This is a genomic window from Pseudomonas putida (genome assembly GCF_028682635.1).
GTDB classification, from domain to species: Bacteria; Pseudomonadota; Gammaproteobacteria; order Pseudomonadales; family Pseudomonadaceae; genus Aquipseudomonas; species Aquipseudomonas putida_AE.
Map to the genome: position 1 here is coordinate 1 of NZ_JANHLK010000002.1, position 15,478 is coordinate 15,478.

The window sequence follows — 15,478 nt, forward strand, 5'->3', positions numbered from 1 at the left end:
GGCAGCTCCTACAGGGTTCCATGAGAAGCGATCAATCTCTATGAATCCTTCGAAGAGTGATCTGCCTTTTCGGCTTTTGCTAAATCTTCAGCCTTGGCGCAATGCTGCACATTGGCACATCGCCTTCTCCGGTGGCCTCGATTCCACCGTCCTTCTGCACCTTCTCGCAACGCTCGCCAAAACCCAGTCCCTGCCGCCACTGAGCGCCATCCATGTCCATCACGGCCTCCAGGCTGCGGCTGACGCGTGGCCGGATCACTGTCAGTCGGTCTGCGATGCGCTGGGCGTGCCGCTGCAAGTCGTCCGCGTCCAGGTGCAACCCGGCGCAAGCCTTGAGCGTGCGGCCCGCGATGCGCGCTACGTGGCGTTCACTGAGGCCACTCAAGCCAATGAAGTCCTGCTGACGGCCCAGCACCGTGACGATCAGGCGGAAACCTTGCTGTTTCGCCTGTTGCGAGGGGCCGGCGTAAGGGGGCTGTCAGGGATGCCACGCCAGCGCCCGTTGGGCAAAGGGAATCTGTTGCGGCCTTTGCTCGATGCTACCCGGGCCGAGCTTGAGGCGTATGCGGCGGAGCATCAATTGAACTGGATCGAGGACCCTTCCAACCAGGACCGGCAATTCTCGCGCAATTACCTGCGTCATCAGGTGTTTCCTGCATTGACCCAGCGCTGGCCACAGGCGATGTCGACAATGGCCCGCAGTGCCGCGCATTTGAGCGAGGCGCAGGGGTTGCTGGATGATCTGGCGCAAATTGACTTGAGCCAGGCCAGCGCCGCCAGCGAATTCGATTGGCTTAAATTGCCCTCGCTGGAGTTAGCATCGCTGGAAAAACTCTCCGATGCTCGCCAGCGCAATGCGCTCAGCCACTGGCTCGAACCGCTGACTCAGCTGCCGGATAGCGACCATTGGTCGGGTTGGCTCGATTTGCGCGATGCCACCGGCGACGCCCGGCCGATCTGGCGCCTGGCCGATGGCGAACTGCATCGGGCGGGCGGGCGTATCTGGTGGTTATCCGGTGCCTGGTTGCGCGCGGCTCCAGCGCCTGGCGCATGGCTGGAACCCGCTCAGCCGCTGGCGTTGGCCGACAACGGCATGCTCACGCTCAGTGGGCAAATCCCCGATGGCCCCTTGCAGATCCGCTATCGTGAAGGGGGCGAAGTGATGGAGCTGCCCGGCCGCGGCCATCGCGACTTGAAGCGTTTGCTCAACGAACGTGGGGTGCCGCTGTTCGTGCGCGGCAGATTGCCGCTGCTGTACAAGGGCGAGCAATTGCTGGCGGTGGCTAACCTGGCGGGGCTGGATGGCGAAGCGACGGGTGGCGGGCATTTACATTGGCAACCGCCAGGCGAAGATCAAGGTTTGAGCTGAAAGGGGCTTTCCGGTAGACTACGCTCCCTTCTTGATACAACTTCTGTGGATTCGCCTGAATTGCAGGAGTTGCCGATTACCAAGCAGTCTTTGCTGGGCGATTCCAAAAAATGTGTAGCGAGCAACGAACCGGTGTTTCATTTCCCGGTCTGTCCCAACGCGGCGGTTTTTTTGAAAGGTGCACTGTGATTAATGCAGGTGATCGGGGGCTTCGGCCTTCCTTCGCTTTCCCCGGCGGCTCGGACCGCTTTAACGCAGACTTCTAGGGTTTTTCATGACGCGCTACATATTCGTCACGGGCGGTGTTGTTTCTTCATTGGGGAAAGGCATTGCATCGGCATCATTGGCGGCCATCCTGGAGGCGCGGGGACTTAAGGTCACCATGCTGAAGCTGGACCCGTACATCAACGTCGACCCGGGCACCATGAGCCCGTTCCAGCACGGTGAAGTGTTCGTCACCCACGACGGCGCCGAGACCGACCTGGACCTGGGCCACTACGAGCGGTTCATCCGCACGACCATGACCCAGAACAACAACTTCACCACCGGCCGTGTCTACGAGCACGTGCTGCGCAAAGAGCGCCGTGGTGACTACCTGGGTGCAACCATCCAGGTGATTCCGCACATCACCGACGAAATCAAGCGCCGCATCATCAAGGGCGCCGGCGATGCCGACGTGGCGATGGTCGAGATCGGTGGCACCGTGGGTGACATCGAATCGCAACCGTTCCTCGAAGCCATCCGCCAGCTGCGTTTCGAGGTCGGCGCCAAGCGCGCGATGCTGATGCACCTGACGCTGGTGCCGTACATCGCCACGGCCGGCGAAACCAAGACCAAGCCAACCCAGCACTCGGTGAAGGAACTGCGTTCCATCGGCCTGCAACCAGACGTGCTGGTGTGCCGCTCCGACCACCCGATCGATGTGTCCTCGCGTCGCAAGATCGCGCAGTTCACCAACGTTGAAGAACGTGCGGTGATCGCGCTGGAAGACGCCGACACCATCTACAAGATCCCGGGCATCCTGCACTCCCAGGGCCTGGACGATTTCGTCGTCGAGCGTTTCGGCCTGCAATGCGGTGGTGCCGACCTGTCCGAGTGGGAAGCCGTGGTCGACGCCAAGCTCAACCCTGAGCACGAAGTCACCATCGCCATGGTCGGCAAGTACATGGAGCTGCTGGACGCCTACAAGTCGCTGATCGAAGCGATGAGTCACGCTGGCATCAGCAACCGTACCAAGGTCAACCTGCGCTACATCGATTCCGAAGACATCGAGAACCAGGGCACCGCGCTGCTGGAAGGTGTCGACGCGATCCTGGTGCCAGGCGGCTTCGGTCTGCGTGGCGTGGAAGGCAAGATCACTGCAGTCCAGTACGCTCGTGAAAACAAAGTGCCATACCTGGGTATCTGCCTGGGCATGCAAGTGGCCGTGATCGAGTTCGCGCGTAACGTGCTGGGCTGGAAAGACGCCAACTCCACCGAGTTCGATCGTGCCAGCGGTCACCCGGTAGTTGGCCTGATCACCGAGTGGGAAGATGCCACCGGCGCCGTTGAAATCCGTACCGAAGCGTCCGATCTGGGCGGCACCATGCGCCTTGGTGCGCAAGATTGCCTGCTGGAGCCGGGTTCCCTGGTTCACGGCTGCTACGGCAAGGACGTGATCGTCGAGCGTCACCGTCATCGCTACGAAGTGAACAACAACCTGCTGCCGCAGATCATCGAAGCCGGCCTGAAAATCTCCGGTCGTTCCGGTGATGGCGCGCTGGTCGAAGTGGTTGAAGCACCGGATCATCCATGGTTCGTCGCTTGCCAGTTCCACCCTGAGTTCACCTCGACGCCTCGCGACGGTCACCCGTTGTTCAGCGGCTTCGTCAAGGCAGCTTTGGCTCAACACCAGAAGAAGGCGTGAACCCCATGGCGCAGAAGATCATCCGCGTAGGCGATATCGAGATTGCCAACGACAAGCCAATGGTGCTTTTCGGTGGCATGAACGTGCTGGAAAGCCGCGACATGGCGATGCAGGTCTGCGAAGAGTACGTGAAGGTTACCCAGAAACTGGGTATCCCTTACGTGTTCAAGGCCAGCTTCGACAAGGCCAACCGTTCCTCCGTGACCTCTTACCGTGGCCCCGGCCTGGAAGAGGGCATGCGGATCTTCCAGGACATCAAGCAAGCCTTCGGCGTGCCGATCATCACTGACGTCCACGAGCCTGAGCAGGCCGCGGTCGTCGCTGAAGTCTGCGATATCATCCAGCTGCCGGCCTTCCTGTCGCGCCAGACCGACCTCGTGGTCGCGATGGCCAAGACCGGCGCGGTAATCAACATCAAGAAAGCCCAGTTCCTCGCACCTCATGAAATGAAACACATCCTGAGCAAATGCGTGGAAGCGGGTAACGATCAGTTGATTCTCTGCGAGCGCGGTTCGAGCTTCGGCTACAACAACCTGGTCGTCGACATGCTCGGCTTCGGCATCATGAAGCAGTTCGAATACCCGGTATTCTTCGACGTGACCCACGCGCTGCAAATGCCTGGCGGTCGCTCCGATTCCGCCGGTGGTCGTCGCGCCCAGGTCACCGATCTGGCGAAGGCCGGCATGAGCCAGTCCCTGGCGGGCCTGTTCCTGGAAGCCCACCCGGATCCGGACAACGCCAAATGCGACGGCCCTTGCGCCTTGCGTCTGGACAAACTGGAGCCATTCCTGGCCCAGCTCAAAGCCCTGGACGAACTGGTGAAGAGTTTTCCTGCCATAGAAACCGCGTAATATCGGCAACCCCGATCCTGTGTAGGAGCTGGCTTGCCAGCGATGAGGCCCGAAAGGACACCATCGCCAGCAAGCCGGCTCCCACAAAGTAATGCGAAACTTATAAATCGAGCGGTACAGCGTTTTCGTCAACTTTGGAGTGTTTACAACAATGGCTAAAATCGTCGACATCAAAGGTCGTGAAGTTCTCGACTCCCGTGGCAATCCCACCGTGGAAGCGGATGTGCTTCTCGACAACGGCATCATCGGCAGCGCTTGCGCGCCGTCCGGTGCTTCCACTGGCTCGCGTGAAGCGCTCGAGCTGCGTGATGGCGACAAGAGCCGTTACCTGGGCAAGGGCGTCCTGAAGGCCGTCGCCAACATCAACGGTCCGATCCGCGACCTGTTGAAAGGCATGGACCCAAGCGACCAGAAAGCGCTGGATCACGCGATGATCAAGCTCGACGGTACCGAAAACAAGGCAACCCTGGGCGCCAACGCGATCCTCGCTGTTTCCCTGGCCGCGGCCAAGGCAGCAGCACAGGACCAGGACCTGCCACTGTACGCTCACATCGCCAACCTGAACGGCACCCCGGGTGTCTACTCGATGCCGGTTCCGATGATGAACATCATCAACGGTGGCGAGCACGCCGATAACAACGTCGACATCCAGGAATTCATGGTGCAGCCGGTTGGCGCCAAGTCTTTCTCGGAAGGTCTGCGCATGGGCACCGAGATTTTCCATCACCTCAAGGCTGTCCTGAAGGCCCGTGGCCTGAGCACTGCCGTGGGTGACGAAGGTGGTTTCGCACCGAACCTGGCTTCCAACGAAGACGCTTTGAAAGTGATCTCCGAAGCCGTGGCCAACGCCGGTTACAAGCTGGGCACCGACGTGACCCTGGCCCTGGACTGCGCAGCCAGCGAATTCTACGAAGACGGCAAGTACAACCTGTCCGGCGAAGGCCAGGTGTTCACCGCTGAAGGTTTCGCTGACTACCTCAAAGGCCTGACCGAGCGTTACCCGATCATCTCCATCGAAGATGGCCTGGACGAGTCCGACTGGGCTGGCTGGAAAATCCTCACCGACAAGATCGGCGAGAAGACCCAGCTGGTAGGCGACGACCTGTTCGTGACCAACACCAAGATCCTGAAAGAAGGCATCGATAAAAAGATCGCCAACTCGATCCTGATCAAGTTCAACCAGATCGGCACCCTGACCGAAACCCTGGAAGCCATCCAGATGGCCAAGGCCGCCGGTTACACCGCCGTGATCTCGCACCGCTCCGGCGAAACCGAAGATTCGACCATTGCCGACCTGGCCGTGGGCACTTCGGCTGGCCAGATCAAGACCGGCTCCCTGTGCCGTTCCGACCGCGTTTCCAAGTACAACCAACTGCTGCGTATCGAAGAGCAGTTGAATGGCAAGGCCAAGTACAACGGCCGTAGCGAATTCCGCGGCTGATGTAAAAAAAGACACCGGATTGTGTCGGAAAAATCGCTACAGCGACGTTTTTGCCACTAATCTGATGCCTTGCAAGCACAAGCCTGGTTCTTCCAGGCTTCGTGCTATCAGTAGCTTCATGTTTTGGTGTGGCTGTCTTTTTTCACTGGATACCTGATATTCGATGCGCAGTCCCAATTGGTTGTTCCTCGTCTTGCTCCTGCTGCTGGCTGGCCTGCAGTACCGCCTGTGGGTGGGAAATGGCAGTCTGGCGCAAGTGGCCGAGCTGACTCAGCAGATTGCCGATCAGCAAGCTGAGAACCAGACGTTGCTGGAGCGCAATCGGGTGATGGACGCTGAAGTCAGTGAGTTGAAAAAGGGCATGGAGACCGTTGAAGAGCGGGCTCGCCATGAATTGGGCATGGTCAAGGACGGTGAAACCCTTTACCAGTTGGCACAATGAACCTGTCTCTGCCGGCCTTCTGGGCCGTGATTCCTGCCGCGGGCGTCGGTGCCCGTATGGCCGCGGACCGTCCCAAGCAATACCTGCAACTGGGCGGGCGCACTATTCTCGAACACAGCCTTGGCTGTTTTCTCGATCATCCTGGTCTGAAGGGCCTGGTGGTCAGTCTTGCTGTTGATGATCCTTATTGGCCGAACCTGGCGTGTGCTGGCGACAAACGCATTCAACGCGTTGACGGCGGCGCCGAGCGTTCCGGATCGGTGCTCAATGCGTTGCTGCACTTGCATGCGTTGGGTGCGGACGATGAGGATTGGGTACTGGTGCACGATGCCGCGCGGCCCAACCTGAGTCGCGATGACCTGGACAAGTTGTTGGGGCAACTGGCGGATGACCCGGTGGGCGGTCTGTTGGCGGTTCCAGCGCGGGATACGCTTAAACGGGTCGACAAACAGGGTCGTGTCGTTGAGACCGTGGATCGCAGTGTGATCTGGCAGGCCTATACACCGCAGATGTTTCGCCTGGGTGCACTGCATCGGGCGTTGGCGGACAGTCTGGTGGCGGATGCTGTCATCACCGATGAGGCGTCAGCCATGGAGTGGTCCGGGATGGCACCGCGCCTGATTGAAGGGCGGGCGGATAATCTCAAGGTTACGCGCCCCGAAGACCTGGAATGGTTGCGGCTGCGATGGGCCAACCGCCGCTAAAAGATCGCAGCCTGCGGCAGCTCCTACAAGGGCCGGTACATCCGCACAATGATGGTTGTACGCGATCCCTGTAGGAGCTGCCGAAGGCTGCGATCTTTTGCTCTTAACCCTGATACTCCGGCCGTTCGGCCAATCCCTCCTTCAAATAATCCACCAACTTGCGCACCTTGGGCGACAAATGCCGTTGCTGCGGATACAACGCCCAAACCGCCGTATTGGGCGGTTGATGCGCCTCCAGCAGCGAAATCGGTGCGCCACTTTTCAAATGCTCCAACACGTAATAATCCGGCAGCTGACACAACCCCACGCCCTGTAGCGCCGCATCCAGAACCGCTTGCCCACTGTTACACCGCCAGTTTCCCTGCACCCGTTGCGAAAACTCCCGCCCGTTCTGTTCCAGTTGCCAGAGGTCCGAACTGCCTACAAGGCAATTGTGCCGGCTCAATTCCGACAAGCTGTGTGGCCGACCATACCGTTCCACGTAGGAAGGCGACGCGCACAGATACATGCGCCGTGGCGCCAGGCGCGTGGCCACCAGTCTTGAATCCTGCAAGCGCCCCAGGCGGATTGCCAGGTCCAGGCCCTCATGCACCAGGTCAAGCTGGCGGTTGCTGAGTTCGATGTCGATCCGCAGTTGTGGATAAAGCCCCATGAAGCGCGTCACCAGCGGCACGATGAAGCGTTCGCCATACGCCACGGCACAGGTCATGCGCAGCATGCCCTTGGGTTCGCTGGTCAAGTCGCCGACCGCCCGCAACGCTTCTTCGCGGCCATCCTGCAAGCGCTGGCAATGTTGCAGAAAGGTTTGTCCGGCCTCGGTCAGTGTGACCCGGCGGGTGCTGCGATAGAGCAAGCGGGTTTGCAGGCGCTCTTCCAGGCGTACGATTTGTCGACTGATATGCGAGGAAGAAACCCCCAGGCGTTCCGCGGCGGCGGTGAATTGGCTGCATTCGGCAACGGCGACAAATTCGTCGATCCCTTCCCAGCGATTTTCAGACATGAAGGATTATCCCTGTACGGCAATAATATTTTGCATTTGCCTCGATTATTCATCGTGGAGCCATGTATTACACTCCTTGTCTCGTTTTTATTCACTGGAGAATCACCATGATCAAGTCACGCGCCGCCGTTGCCTTCGAGGCCAAGAAACCGCTTGAGATCGTTGAAGTCGATGTCGCCATGCCCAAGGCCGGTGAAGTGTTGCTGCGCGTGGTGGCTTCCGGTGTCTGCCATACCGATGCCTACACCCTATCGGGCACTGACCCGGAAGGCATTTTCCCGTCGATCCTCGGTCACGAAGGTGGGGCGATCGTTGAAGCGATCGGCGAAGGCGTGACCTCGGTGGCGGTGGGCGATCATGTGATCCCGCTGTACACCCCGGAATGTCGCCAGTGCAAATTCTGCCTGTCGGGTAAAACCAACCTCTGCCAGGCGATTCGTGCGACCCAGGGCAAAGGCCTGATGCCGGATGGCACGTCGCGTTTTTCCTACAAGGGCGAAACGATTTTCCACTACATGGGTACTTCCACTTTTTCGGAGTACACCGTGCTGCCGGAAATCTCCGTGGCCAAGATTGCCAAAGAGGCGCCACTGGAAAAAGTCTGCCTGCTGGGCTGTGGTGTCACCACCGGCATCGGTGCTGTACTAAACACCGCCAAGGTGAAACCTGGTGATACCGTGGCCATTTTCGGCCTCGGCGGCATCGGTCTGTCGGCGGTAATCGGTGCGGTCAAAGCCAAGGCTGCTCGCATCATTGCCATCGACATCAACCCGGCCAAATTCGAGATCGCCAAACAGCTGGGTGCAACCGATTGTGTAAACCCGAAAGACTTCGATCGTCCGATCCAGGAAGTCATCGTCGACATGACCGATGGCGGCGTCGACTTCTCCTTCGAATGCATCGGCAACGTGCAATTGATGCGTGCCGCCCTTGAGTGCTGCCACAAGGGTTGGGGCGAGTCGGTGATCATCGGCGTCGCCGGTGCCGGCCAGGAAATTTCGACCCGTCCGTTCCAGCTGGTCACCGGTCGCGTCTGGCGCGGTTCGGCGTTCGGCGGTGTGCGTGGCCGTACCGAGTTGCCAAGCTACGTGGAGATGGCCGAGACCGGCGAAATCCCGTTGGACACTTTCATCACCCACACCATGGGCCTGGAAGATATCAACAAGGCGTTTGACCTGATGCATGAAGGCAAGAGCATCCGTTCCGTCATTCATTTCTAAGGAGCAGCAGAAAGTCTCAAGCCGCAAGCTGCAAGTGGGTTTGACGCCCTCTTGCAGCATAGAGCTTGAAGCTTGCAGCTGAAAAAAGCCCATGACCCTGGAAAATATCTCCTGCCAGAAAAGCTTCGGCGGCTGGCACAAGCGTTATCGCCATCGCTCGGAAACGCTCGGCTGCGACATGGTGTTTGCCGTCTACCTGCCGCCACAAGCAGAGCAGGGCGGCAAATTGCCGGTGCTGTACTGGTTGTCCGGCCTGACCTGCACCGATGAGAACTTCATGCAGAAGGCCGGCGCCATGCGCGTGGCCGCCGAGCTCGGGCTGATTATCGTCGCGCCGGACACCAGCCCTCGCGGTCCCGACGTACCGGGTGATCCGGATGGTGCCTGGGATTTTGGCCTCGGCGCCGGGTTCTACCTGAACGCCACCCAGGAACCCTGGTCGCGGCACTATCGGATGCATGACTATGTCGTGCAGGAATTGCCGGCATTGGTCGAAGCGCATTTCCCGGCGTCGGACAAGCGCGGCATCAGCGGTCACTCCATGGGTGGCCACGGTGCGCTGGTCTGTGCCTTGCGCAATCCGGGGCGTTATCTATCGGTGTCGGCGTTCTCGCCGATCAACAATCCGATGGACTGCCCTTGGGGCCAGAAAGCCTTTTCCCGCTACCTGGGAGAGGACCGTTCGAAATGGCGCGAATGGGATGCCTGTGCGTTGATCGCCGAGGCTGACGAAAAGCTGCCACTGTTGGTGGATCAAGGCGATCGCGACGATTTCCTCGCCACCCAGCTCAAGCCGGAAGCCTTGCAACAGGCGGCCAAACTGGCCGGTCATCCGCTGACGTTGCGTCTGCAACCGGGCTACGACCACAGCTATTTCTTCATCGCCAGTTTCATCGAAGATCACTTGCGGCATCACGCGCATGCTCTAGCAGCTCAATAGCAGGTAGAATCACGCCCTGACAAAATTCGGGGCGTTTTTTTATGCGTATTGGCCACGGCTATGATGTGCACCGTTTCGCTGAAGGCGATTTCATCACTCTGGGCGGCGTGCGCATTGCACACAGCTTCGGACTGCTCGCTCACTCCGATGGTGACGTCCTGCTGCATGCCTTGAGCGATGCCTTGCTCGGTGCCGCTGCACTGGGTGACATCGGCAAGCATTTCCCGGACACCGACCCGCAATTCAAGGGCGCCGACAGCCGTGTGCTGTTGCGCCATGTCGTCGCATTGATCCACGCCAAAGGCTGGAAAGTCGCTAACGTCGACAACACCATCGTTGCCCAGGCACCGAAAATGGCCCCGCATATCGAATCGATGCGCGCGCTGATTGCCGCGGATCTTCAAGTTGAGTTGGATCAAGTGAACGTGAAAGCTACCACCACCGAAAAGCTTGGCTTTGTCGGTCGCGAAGAGGGCATCGCCGTGCACTCCGTTGCCCTGTTGTTGCGCGCATGAACGAACTGCAATTGCTCGGCCCGCGGGCCTATGGCGAAGCGCTCGGCAGCGCCGTGCTGAAAGCCATCGCGGAAGATTTCCAGGTCGACGAAGTCCTCGATATCCCCCTGAGCGGTGACGGCGAACACCTGTGGATCTGGGTGGAAAAACGCGGCCTGAATACTGAAGAGGCGGCACGCCGAATCGCCAAGGCGGCGGGCGTGTCATTGCGTACCGTCAGCTATGCCGGGCTCAAGGATCGCCAGGCGCTGACGCGTCAGTGGTTCAGCGTGCAGCTGCCGGGCAAGGCCGATCCGGATCTGTCGGCGGCAGAAAACGATACGCTGAAAATCCTCAAGACCAGCCGGCATAAACGCAAGCTGCAACGCGGTGCCCATTCGGCCAACGGCTTCACATTGCGCCTGACGCAGTTTGCCGGCGACAAGGCGGCCATCGAAGAGCGCCTGCATCTGATCGCCAAACAAGGCATCCCCAATTATTTCGGTGCCCAACGTTTCGGGCATGACGGCGGCAACGTGGTTGACGCCCGTGCCTGGGCCGCGCGCAAGGCCTTGCCGGAGCAGCGCAACGTGCGTTCGCGGCTGCTGTCGACCGCCCGCAGTTTCCTGTTCAACCAAGTGTTGGCCGCGCGTGTCGCCGACGGCACCTGGCAGCGTGCCCAGGTGGGCGATCTGCTGGCGTTCACCGACAGCCGCAGCTTTTTTCCGGCCGGTGAGGCCGAATGCAGCGACCCGCGACTGGCGATTCTCGATCTGCACCCGACCGGTCCGCAGTGGGGCGAAGGTGACTCGCCGACCACGGGCGCTGTCCATGAACTGGAACAGGCGATCGCCGCACGCGAGGCAGACCTTCGCGATTGGTTGATCAACGCCGGAATGAGCCACGAACGTCGCATCCTGCGGCTGCCCATCGGTGGGTTGACGTGGCATTATCCCGAACCTGACATTCTGCAACTGGAATTCGTCCTGCCGGCCGGATGCTTCGCCACCGTATTGGTGCGCGAGCTTGTTGATCTGGTGCCGGTGGGGCAGACGGACAGCCCATGCGTATTCTGATTTCTAACGACGACGGGGTTACCGCACCCGGACTCGCCGCGCTTTATGCTGCGCTGGCGGATTACACCGAGTGCGTGGTTATAGCCCCGGACCAGGACAAAAGCGGCGCGAGCAGTTCGCTCACGCTCGACCGTCCGCTACATCCGCACACGCTGGCCAATGGCTTTATCAGCGTCAACGGTACGCCGACCGATTGCGTGCACCTGGGCCTCAACGGCTTGCTGGAACGTGAGGCGGACATGGTGGTGTCCGGCATCAACCTGGGCGCCAACCTGGGGGACGACGTGCTGTACTCCGGTACCGTGGCGGCGGCACTCGAAGGTCGCTTCCTGGCGCGTCCCTCCTTTGCCTTTTCGCTGGTCTCGCGACAGGTCGACAACCTGCCCACGGCGGCCTACTTTGCGCGCAAACTGGTCGAGGCCCATGCGGATCTCGAATTGCCACCGCGTACGGTACTGAACGTGAACATTCCCAATTTGCCGCTGGAGCACATCCGCGGTATCCAGTTGACCCGCCTCGGGCATCGCGCCCGCGCGGCGGCACCGGTGAAGGTGGTCGACCCGCGAGGCAGGTCCGGGTACTGGATCGCGGCGGCAGGGGATGCTGAGGATGGCGGCCCCGGCACCGATTTCCATGCCGTGATGCAGGGCTATGTTTCCATCACCCCGTTGCAACTGGATCGCACCTTCAATGATGCCTTCAGGAGCCTCGACGGCTGGTTGGAGGGGTTGCACCCATGACCCGTGGACAAGACGACATGCTGCATCGCGGCATCGGCATGACCTCGCAACGGACCCGCGAACGCCTGATTCAACGCCTGTACGAAGAGGGGATTTCCAACGCCAAGGTGCTGGAAGTCATTCGTCGTACACCGCGTCACCTGTTCGTCGACGAGGCGCTGGCGCACCGGGCCTACGAAGACACGGCGCTGCCCATCGGCAATAACCAGACCATCTCCCAGCCTTATATGGTGGCTCGCATGAGCGAGTTGCTGCTCGAAGCCGGGCCGTTGGACAAGGTCATGGAAATCGGTACGGGGTCGGGTTATCAGACGGCGGTGCTGTCGCAACTGGTCGAGCGGGTCTTTTCCGTTGAACGCATCAAGGTATTGCAAGACCGGGCCAAGGAACGCCTGGTCGAGCTGAACCTGCGTAACGTGGTATTTCGCTGGGGCGATGGCTGGGAGGGTTGGCCTGCGCTGGCGCCCTACAACGGCATAATCGTGACGGCCGTGGCAACCGACGTACCCCAGGCGCTGCTGGATCAACTGGCGCCTGGGGGGCGTCTGGTGATCCCGGTCGGCTCAGGAGAAGTGCAACAATTAATGCTGATCATCCGGGAGGAACATGGCTTTTCCAGGCGTGTCCTGGGGTCGGTGCGCTTCGTCCCGTTACTTAATGGTCCACTGGCCTGAGCATTTATTTAAACGCGCTGAATTCTCTTCGATTGCCTCTGTCTTACAGCGGCATCGATTTGATTAAACGGATAGTTTTGTCAGACAGCAAACGTGTGCGCCAAGCCATTTCGCTTCAATAAGGGTAAAGCCGGCACGGCCCGTTATACTTGCGACACTTCGTGCCGAAACACGGCAAATCACATTTTCAGCCACCACAAAGGGAGCGGCGGGTGAGTCTCACAGTCATAGCGCAGCGTATGGGTACAACGAGCTTTCAGCGCCTGGTGACTGGCCTTGTCATGAGCACCTTGCTGGTCGGTTGCTCCAGTAACAAATCCAGCGATGTGGGCGTTGTCGATCGCAACAAAACCGTCGCCCAGCGTCCGGCCGTGACCACGGGGCAGTACGTCGTTCGACCCAAGGACACCCTGTTTTCCATCGCCTTTCGCTATGGCTGGGACTACAAGGCGCTGGCGGCACGCAACAACATCGCGCCGCCGTACACCATCCACCCAGGTCAGACGATTCGCTTCGATGGTCGCAGCGGTTCAACGCCGACAGCCGTGGTCAGCTCGTCCAGTTCCTCGCCTTCATCCTCGAGTAAAACCACGGTCATCCGTCGCTCTGCGGACGGTACGACCACCACCACACCGGTGGTTGTACCGTCCGTCGCCAACAAGCCGGCACCCGCTCCACTGCCTCCACCGGGTCCAGCCCCGACCGGCTGGGGGTGGCCATCTAATGGCATTTTAATTGGCAAATTCTCCTCAAACGGTAGTTTGAATAAAGGAATTGATATCGCAGGGGATTTGGGACAGCCTGTTTTAGCTGCGTCTGATGGGACGGTGGTATACGCCGGGAGTGGCTTAAGGGGCTACGGCGAATTAGTCATCATCAAACACAGTGAAACCTACGTCAGTGCCTACGGACATAACCGCAGGCTGTTGGTTCGGGAGGGGCAGCAGGTCAAGGTCGGACAGACAATTGCCGAAATGGGGTCAACGGGTACAGACCGGGTGAAACTGCATTTTGAGATTCGCCGCCAAGGTAAACCTGTAGATCCGCTGCAATTCCTGCCACGTCGTTGATCGCTTCCAGCCTGTTCCGTTTCTTACGTAGAGGGGACAGGCTCCAGCGTTGCCAAGGATAAAGGCGCCGCTTGAGCTTGAGGTCGAACTCACCAAAGGACTATAACAATGGCTCTCAGTAAAGAAGTGCCGGAGTTTGACATCGACGATGAGGTTCTCCTGATGGAGACCGGCATCGGCACGGATTCGATGTCGAATGATGAAGGGGCGGCTCCACCTTCCGTTCGTGCCAAATCCAAACACTCCGCGACATTGAAGCAACACAAGTACATCGATTACACGCGGGCACTTGATGCCACGCAGCTGTACCTCAATGAAATCGGCTTTTCCCCTCTACTGTCCCCCGAAGAAGAAGTTCATTTTGCGCGCCTGTCGCAAAGTGGTGATCCGGCCGGGCGCAAACGCATGATTGAAAGTAACCTGCGGCTGGTGGTGAAAATCGCCCGGCGTTACGTCAATCGGGGTCTGTCGCTGCTCGACCTGATCGAAGAGGGCAACCTCGGCTTGATCCGGGCGGTGGAGAAGTTCGACCCTGAACGCGGCTTCCGCTTCTCGACCTACGCAACCTGGTGGATTCGTCAGACCATCGAGCGCGCGATCATGAATCAGACCCGGACCATCCGGTTGCCGATCCATGTGGTCAAGGAGCTCAACGTGTACCTGCGGGCCGCACGGGAGCTGACGCAAAAACTCGATCATGAACCCTCCCCCGAAGAGATCGCCAACCTGCTGGAAAAACCGGTAGCGGAGGTCAAGCGCATGCTCGGCCTCAACGAACGGGTTTCTTCGGTCGACGTCTCGCTGGGTCCGGATTCGGATAAAACCCTGCTGGACACCCTGACCGACGATCGCCCAACCGATCCATGCGAACTGCTGCAGGATGACGACCTGTCTCAAAGCATCGACCAGTGGCTCTCGGAGTTGACCGACAAGCAGCGCGAGGTGGTTGTACGCCGCTTCGGCCTGCGCGGGCACGAGAGCAGCACCCTGGAAGATGTAGGCCTGGAGATTGGCCTGACCCGGGAGCGGGTCAGACAGATTCAGGTTGAAGGTCTGAAACGCCTGCGGGAGATCCTGGAGAAAAACGGGCTGTCGAGCGAGTCGTTGTTTCAATAAGCCGTTCGTTAGTGCTCACTGAAAAGCCCCGACTGGTTCGGGGCTTTTCGTTTTTGGGCGATAGCGCAGCTTTGTAGCTTCCAGGTGTAAGTCATCGCTTACTCTTTTCGTAAGTGTTCACTATTTTTACAGGTTGGCAGTCGACCCTATTGTTCAGAGGTCAGTTCTATCTAACTGAAAAACCGGTAGATTTTTCTATATGAAGGGGATGTGACAAGCCATCCCAGGTCCAGGCGGGCGATTGCTCCCGGCGGTAAACACTCTAGTATCGGCGTTGTGTCTACGGACAGACACGCCCTTCACGGACGAGGGGGAAAGGACATCGCAGGAAGCGATTCATCAGGATGATGAAAAGGGAATACAGGGAATATGGAAAAAATGTGGGCGGGTCATACCGCCCCTTTTTTTTGCCTGCATGTAGGAGCTGCCGAAGGC

Annotated in this window: 15 protein-coding genes; 14 read left to right on the plus strand and 1 reads right to left on the minus strand. The window is 59.4% G+C overall.

What is annotated here, in order from left to right; all coding sequences use genetic code 11:
• Nucleotides 1-40: 40 nt before the first annotated feature.
• From tilS to ispD, 6 genes are all read left to right on the plus strand, one after another.
• A complete protein-coding gene (gene tilS, locus NPS56_RS02365) occupies nt 41-1,369 on the plus strand; it encodes a tRNA lysidine(34) synthetase TilS (protein WP_274073290.1) in 1,329 nt (442 codons plus the stop codon).
• Between the two features lie 274 nt (nt 1,370-1,643).
• Entirely contained in the window at nt 1,644-3,275 is a 1,632-nt protein-coding gene (locus NPS56_RS02370; RefSeq protein ID WP_274073291.1) for a CTP synthase, read from the plus strand.
• 5 nt (nt 3,276-3,280) lie between these two features.
• Nucleotides 3,281-4,126: a 3-deoxy-8-phosphooctulonate synthase gene (kdsA, locus tag NPS56_RS02375; protein ID WP_274073292.1), complete on the plus strand. Its 846-nt coding sequence runs from the start codon at nt 3,281-3,283 to the stop codon at nt 4,124-4,126.
• Between the two features lie 151 nt (nt 4,127-4,277).
• Nucleotides 4,278-5,567, plus strand: a complete 1,290-nt coding sequence (gene eno / locus NPS56_RS02380; RefSeq protein WP_077184442.1) for a phosphopyruvate hydratase — start codon at nt 4,278-4,280, stop codon at nt 5,565-5,567.
• A gap of 163 nt (nt 5,568-5,730) precedes the next feature.
• The gene (gene ftsB, locus NPS56_RS02385; RefSeq protein WP_008057335.1) at nt 5,731-6,009 is read left to right on the plus strand and encodes a cell division protein FtsB; all 279 of its coding nucleotides are present in this window, start codon (nt 5,731-5,733) and stop codon (nt 6,007-6,009) included.
• Entirely contained in the window at nt 6,006-6,713 is a 708-nt protein-coding gene (gene ispD / locus NPS56_RS02390; RefSeq protein WP_274073293.1) for a 2-C-methyl-D-erythritol 4-phosphate cytidylyltransferase, read from the plus strand. The genes ftsB and ispD overlap by 4 nt, the downstream gene beginning before the upstream one ends.
• A gap of 103 nt (nt 6,714-6,816) precedes the next feature.
• Here the strand turns inward: ispD and NPS56_RS02395 are convergent, their stop codons facing one another.
• Nucleotides 6,817-7,713, minus strand: coding sequence for a LysR substrate-binding domain-containing protein (locus NPS56_RS02395; protein ID WP_274073294.1), 897 nt, complete (start codon nt 7,711-7,713; stop codon nt 6,817-6,819).
• Between the two features lie 107 nt (nt 7,714-7,820).
• Between NPS56_RS02395 and NPS56_RS02400 the strand changes: the two genes are divergently transcribed.
• The 8 genes from NPS56_RS02400 to rpoS all read left to right on the plus strand — a co-directional run bounded on the left by NPS56_RS02400 (nt 7,821) and on the right by rpoS (nt 15,043).
• The gene (locus tag NPS56_RS02400) at nt 7,821-8,933 is read left to right on the plus strand and encodes an S-(hydroxymethyl)glutathione dehydrogenase/class III alcohol dehydrogenase (protein WP_274073295.1); all 1,113 of its coding nucleotides are present in this window, start codon (nt 7,821-7,823) and stop codon (nt 8,931-8,933) included.
• A gap of 91 nt (nt 8,934-9,024) precedes the next feature.
• A complete protein-coding gene (fghA, locus tag NPS56_RS02405; protein WP_274073296.1) occupies nt 9,025-9,873 on the plus strand; it encodes an S-formylglutathione hydrolase in 849 nt (282 codons plus the stop codon).
• Between the two features lie 41 nt (nt 9,874-9,914).
• Nucleotides 9,915-10,388 carry a 2-C-methyl-D-erythritol 2,4-cyclodiphosphate synthase gene (gene ispF, locus NPS56_RS02410; RefSeq protein WP_274073297.1) on the plus strand — a complete coding sequence of 158 codons (474 nt, stop codon included), beginning with the start codon at nt 9,915-9,917 and terminating at the stop codon, nt 10,386-10,388.
• Entirely contained in the window at nt 10,385-11,443 is a 1,059-nt protein-coding gene (truD, locus tag NPS56_RS02415) for a tRNA pseudouridine(13) synthase TruD (protein WP_274073298.1), read from the plus strand. Before ispF ends, truD begins: the two co-directional genes overlap by 4 nt.
• Nucleotides 11,431-12,183 carry a 5'/3'-nucleotidase SurE gene (gene surE, locus NPS56_RS02420; RefSeq protein ID WP_274073299.1) on the plus strand — a complete coding sequence of 251 codons (753 nt, stop codon included), beginning with the start codon at nt 11,431-11,433 and terminating at the stop codon, nt 12,181-12,183. The genes truD and surE overlap by 13 nt, the downstream gene beginning before the upstream one ends.
• Nucleotides 12,184-12,221: 38 nt before the next feature.
• Nucleotides 12,222-12,857: a protein-L-isoaspartate(D-aspartate) O-methyltransferase gene (locus tag NPS56_RS02425; RefSeq protein WP_274073596.1), complete on the plus strand. Its 636-nt coding sequence runs from the start codon at nt 12,222-12,224 to the stop codon at nt 12,855-12,857.
• Between the two features lie 212 nt (nt 12,858-13,069).
• Nucleotides 13,070-13,927, plus strand: coding sequence for a peptidoglycan DD-metalloendopeptidase family protein (locus NPS56_RS02430; RefSeq protein WP_274073300.1), 858 nt, complete (start codon nt 13,070-13,072; stop codon nt 13,925-13,927).
• Between the two features lie 108 nt (nt 13,928-14,035).
• A complete protein-coding gene (gene rpoS / locus NPS56_RS02435; protein ID WP_046816537.1) occupies nt 14,036-15,043 on the plus strand; it encodes an RNA polymerase sigma factor RpoS in 1,008 nt (335 codons plus the stop codon).
• Nucleotides 15,044-15,478: the final 435 nt, after the last annotated feature.

What these genes read in the sequence shown, in the direction of transcription:
- ispF (WP_274073297.1), top strand. Translation starts at nt 9,915, where the DNA reads ATGCGTATTGGCCACGGCTATGATGTGCACCGTTTCGCTGAAGGCGAT.
- tilS (WP_274073290.1), top strand. Translation starts at nt 41, where the DNA reads ATGAATCCTTCGAAGAGTGATCTGCCTTTTCGGCTTTTGCTAAATCTT.
- NPS56_RS02395 (WP_274073294.1), bottom strand. Translation starts at nt 7,713, where the DNA reads ATGTCTGAAAATCGCTGGGAAGGGATCGACGAATTTGTCGCCGTTGCC.
- rpoS (WP_046816537.1), top strand. Translation starts at nt 14,036, where the DNA reads ATGGCTCTCAGTAAAGAAGTGCCGGAGTTTGACATCGACGATGAGGTT.
- ispD (WP_274073293.1), top strand. Translation starts at nt 6,006, where the DNA reads ATGAACCTGTCTCTGCCGGCCTTCTGGGCCGTGATTCCTGCCGCGGGC.
- truD (WP_274073298.1), top strand. Translation starts at nt 10,385, where the DNA reads ATGAACGAACTGCAATTGCTCGGCCCGCGGGCCTATGGCGAAGCGCTC.
- surE (WP_274073299.1), top strand. Translation starts at nt 11,431, where the DNA reads ATGCGTATTCTGATTTCTAACGACGACGGGGTTACCGCACCCGGACTC.
- NPS56_RS02400 (WP_274073295.1), top strand. Translation starts at nt 7,821, where the DNA reads ATGATCAAGTCACGCGCCGCCGTTGCCTTCGAGGCCAAGAAACCGCTT.
- kdsA (WP_274073292.1), top strand. Translation starts at nt 3,281, where the DNA reads ATGGCGCAGAAGATCATCCGCGTAGGCGATATCGAGATTGCCAACGAC.
- eno (WP_077184442.1), top strand. Translation starts at nt 4,278, where the DNA reads ATGGCTAAAATCGTCGACATCAAAGGTCGTGAAGTTCTCGACTCCCGT.
- fghA (WP_274073296.1), top strand. Translation starts at nt 9,025, where the DNA reads ATGACCCTGGAAAATATCTCCTGCCAGAAAAGCTTCGGCGGCTGGCAC.
- NPS56_RS02370 (WP_274073291.1), top strand. Translation starts at nt 1,644, where the DNA reads ATGACGCGCTACATATTCGTCACGGGCGGTGTTGTTTCTTCATTGGGG.
- ftsB (WP_008057335.1), top strand. Translation starts at nt 5,731, where the DNA reads ATGCGCAGTCCCAATTGGTTGTTCCTCGTCTTGCTCCTGCTGCTGGCT.
- NPS56_RS02425 (WP_274073596.1), top strand. Translation starts at nt 12,222, where the DNA reads ATGACCTCGCAACGGACCCGCGAACGCCTGATTCAACGCCTGTACGAA.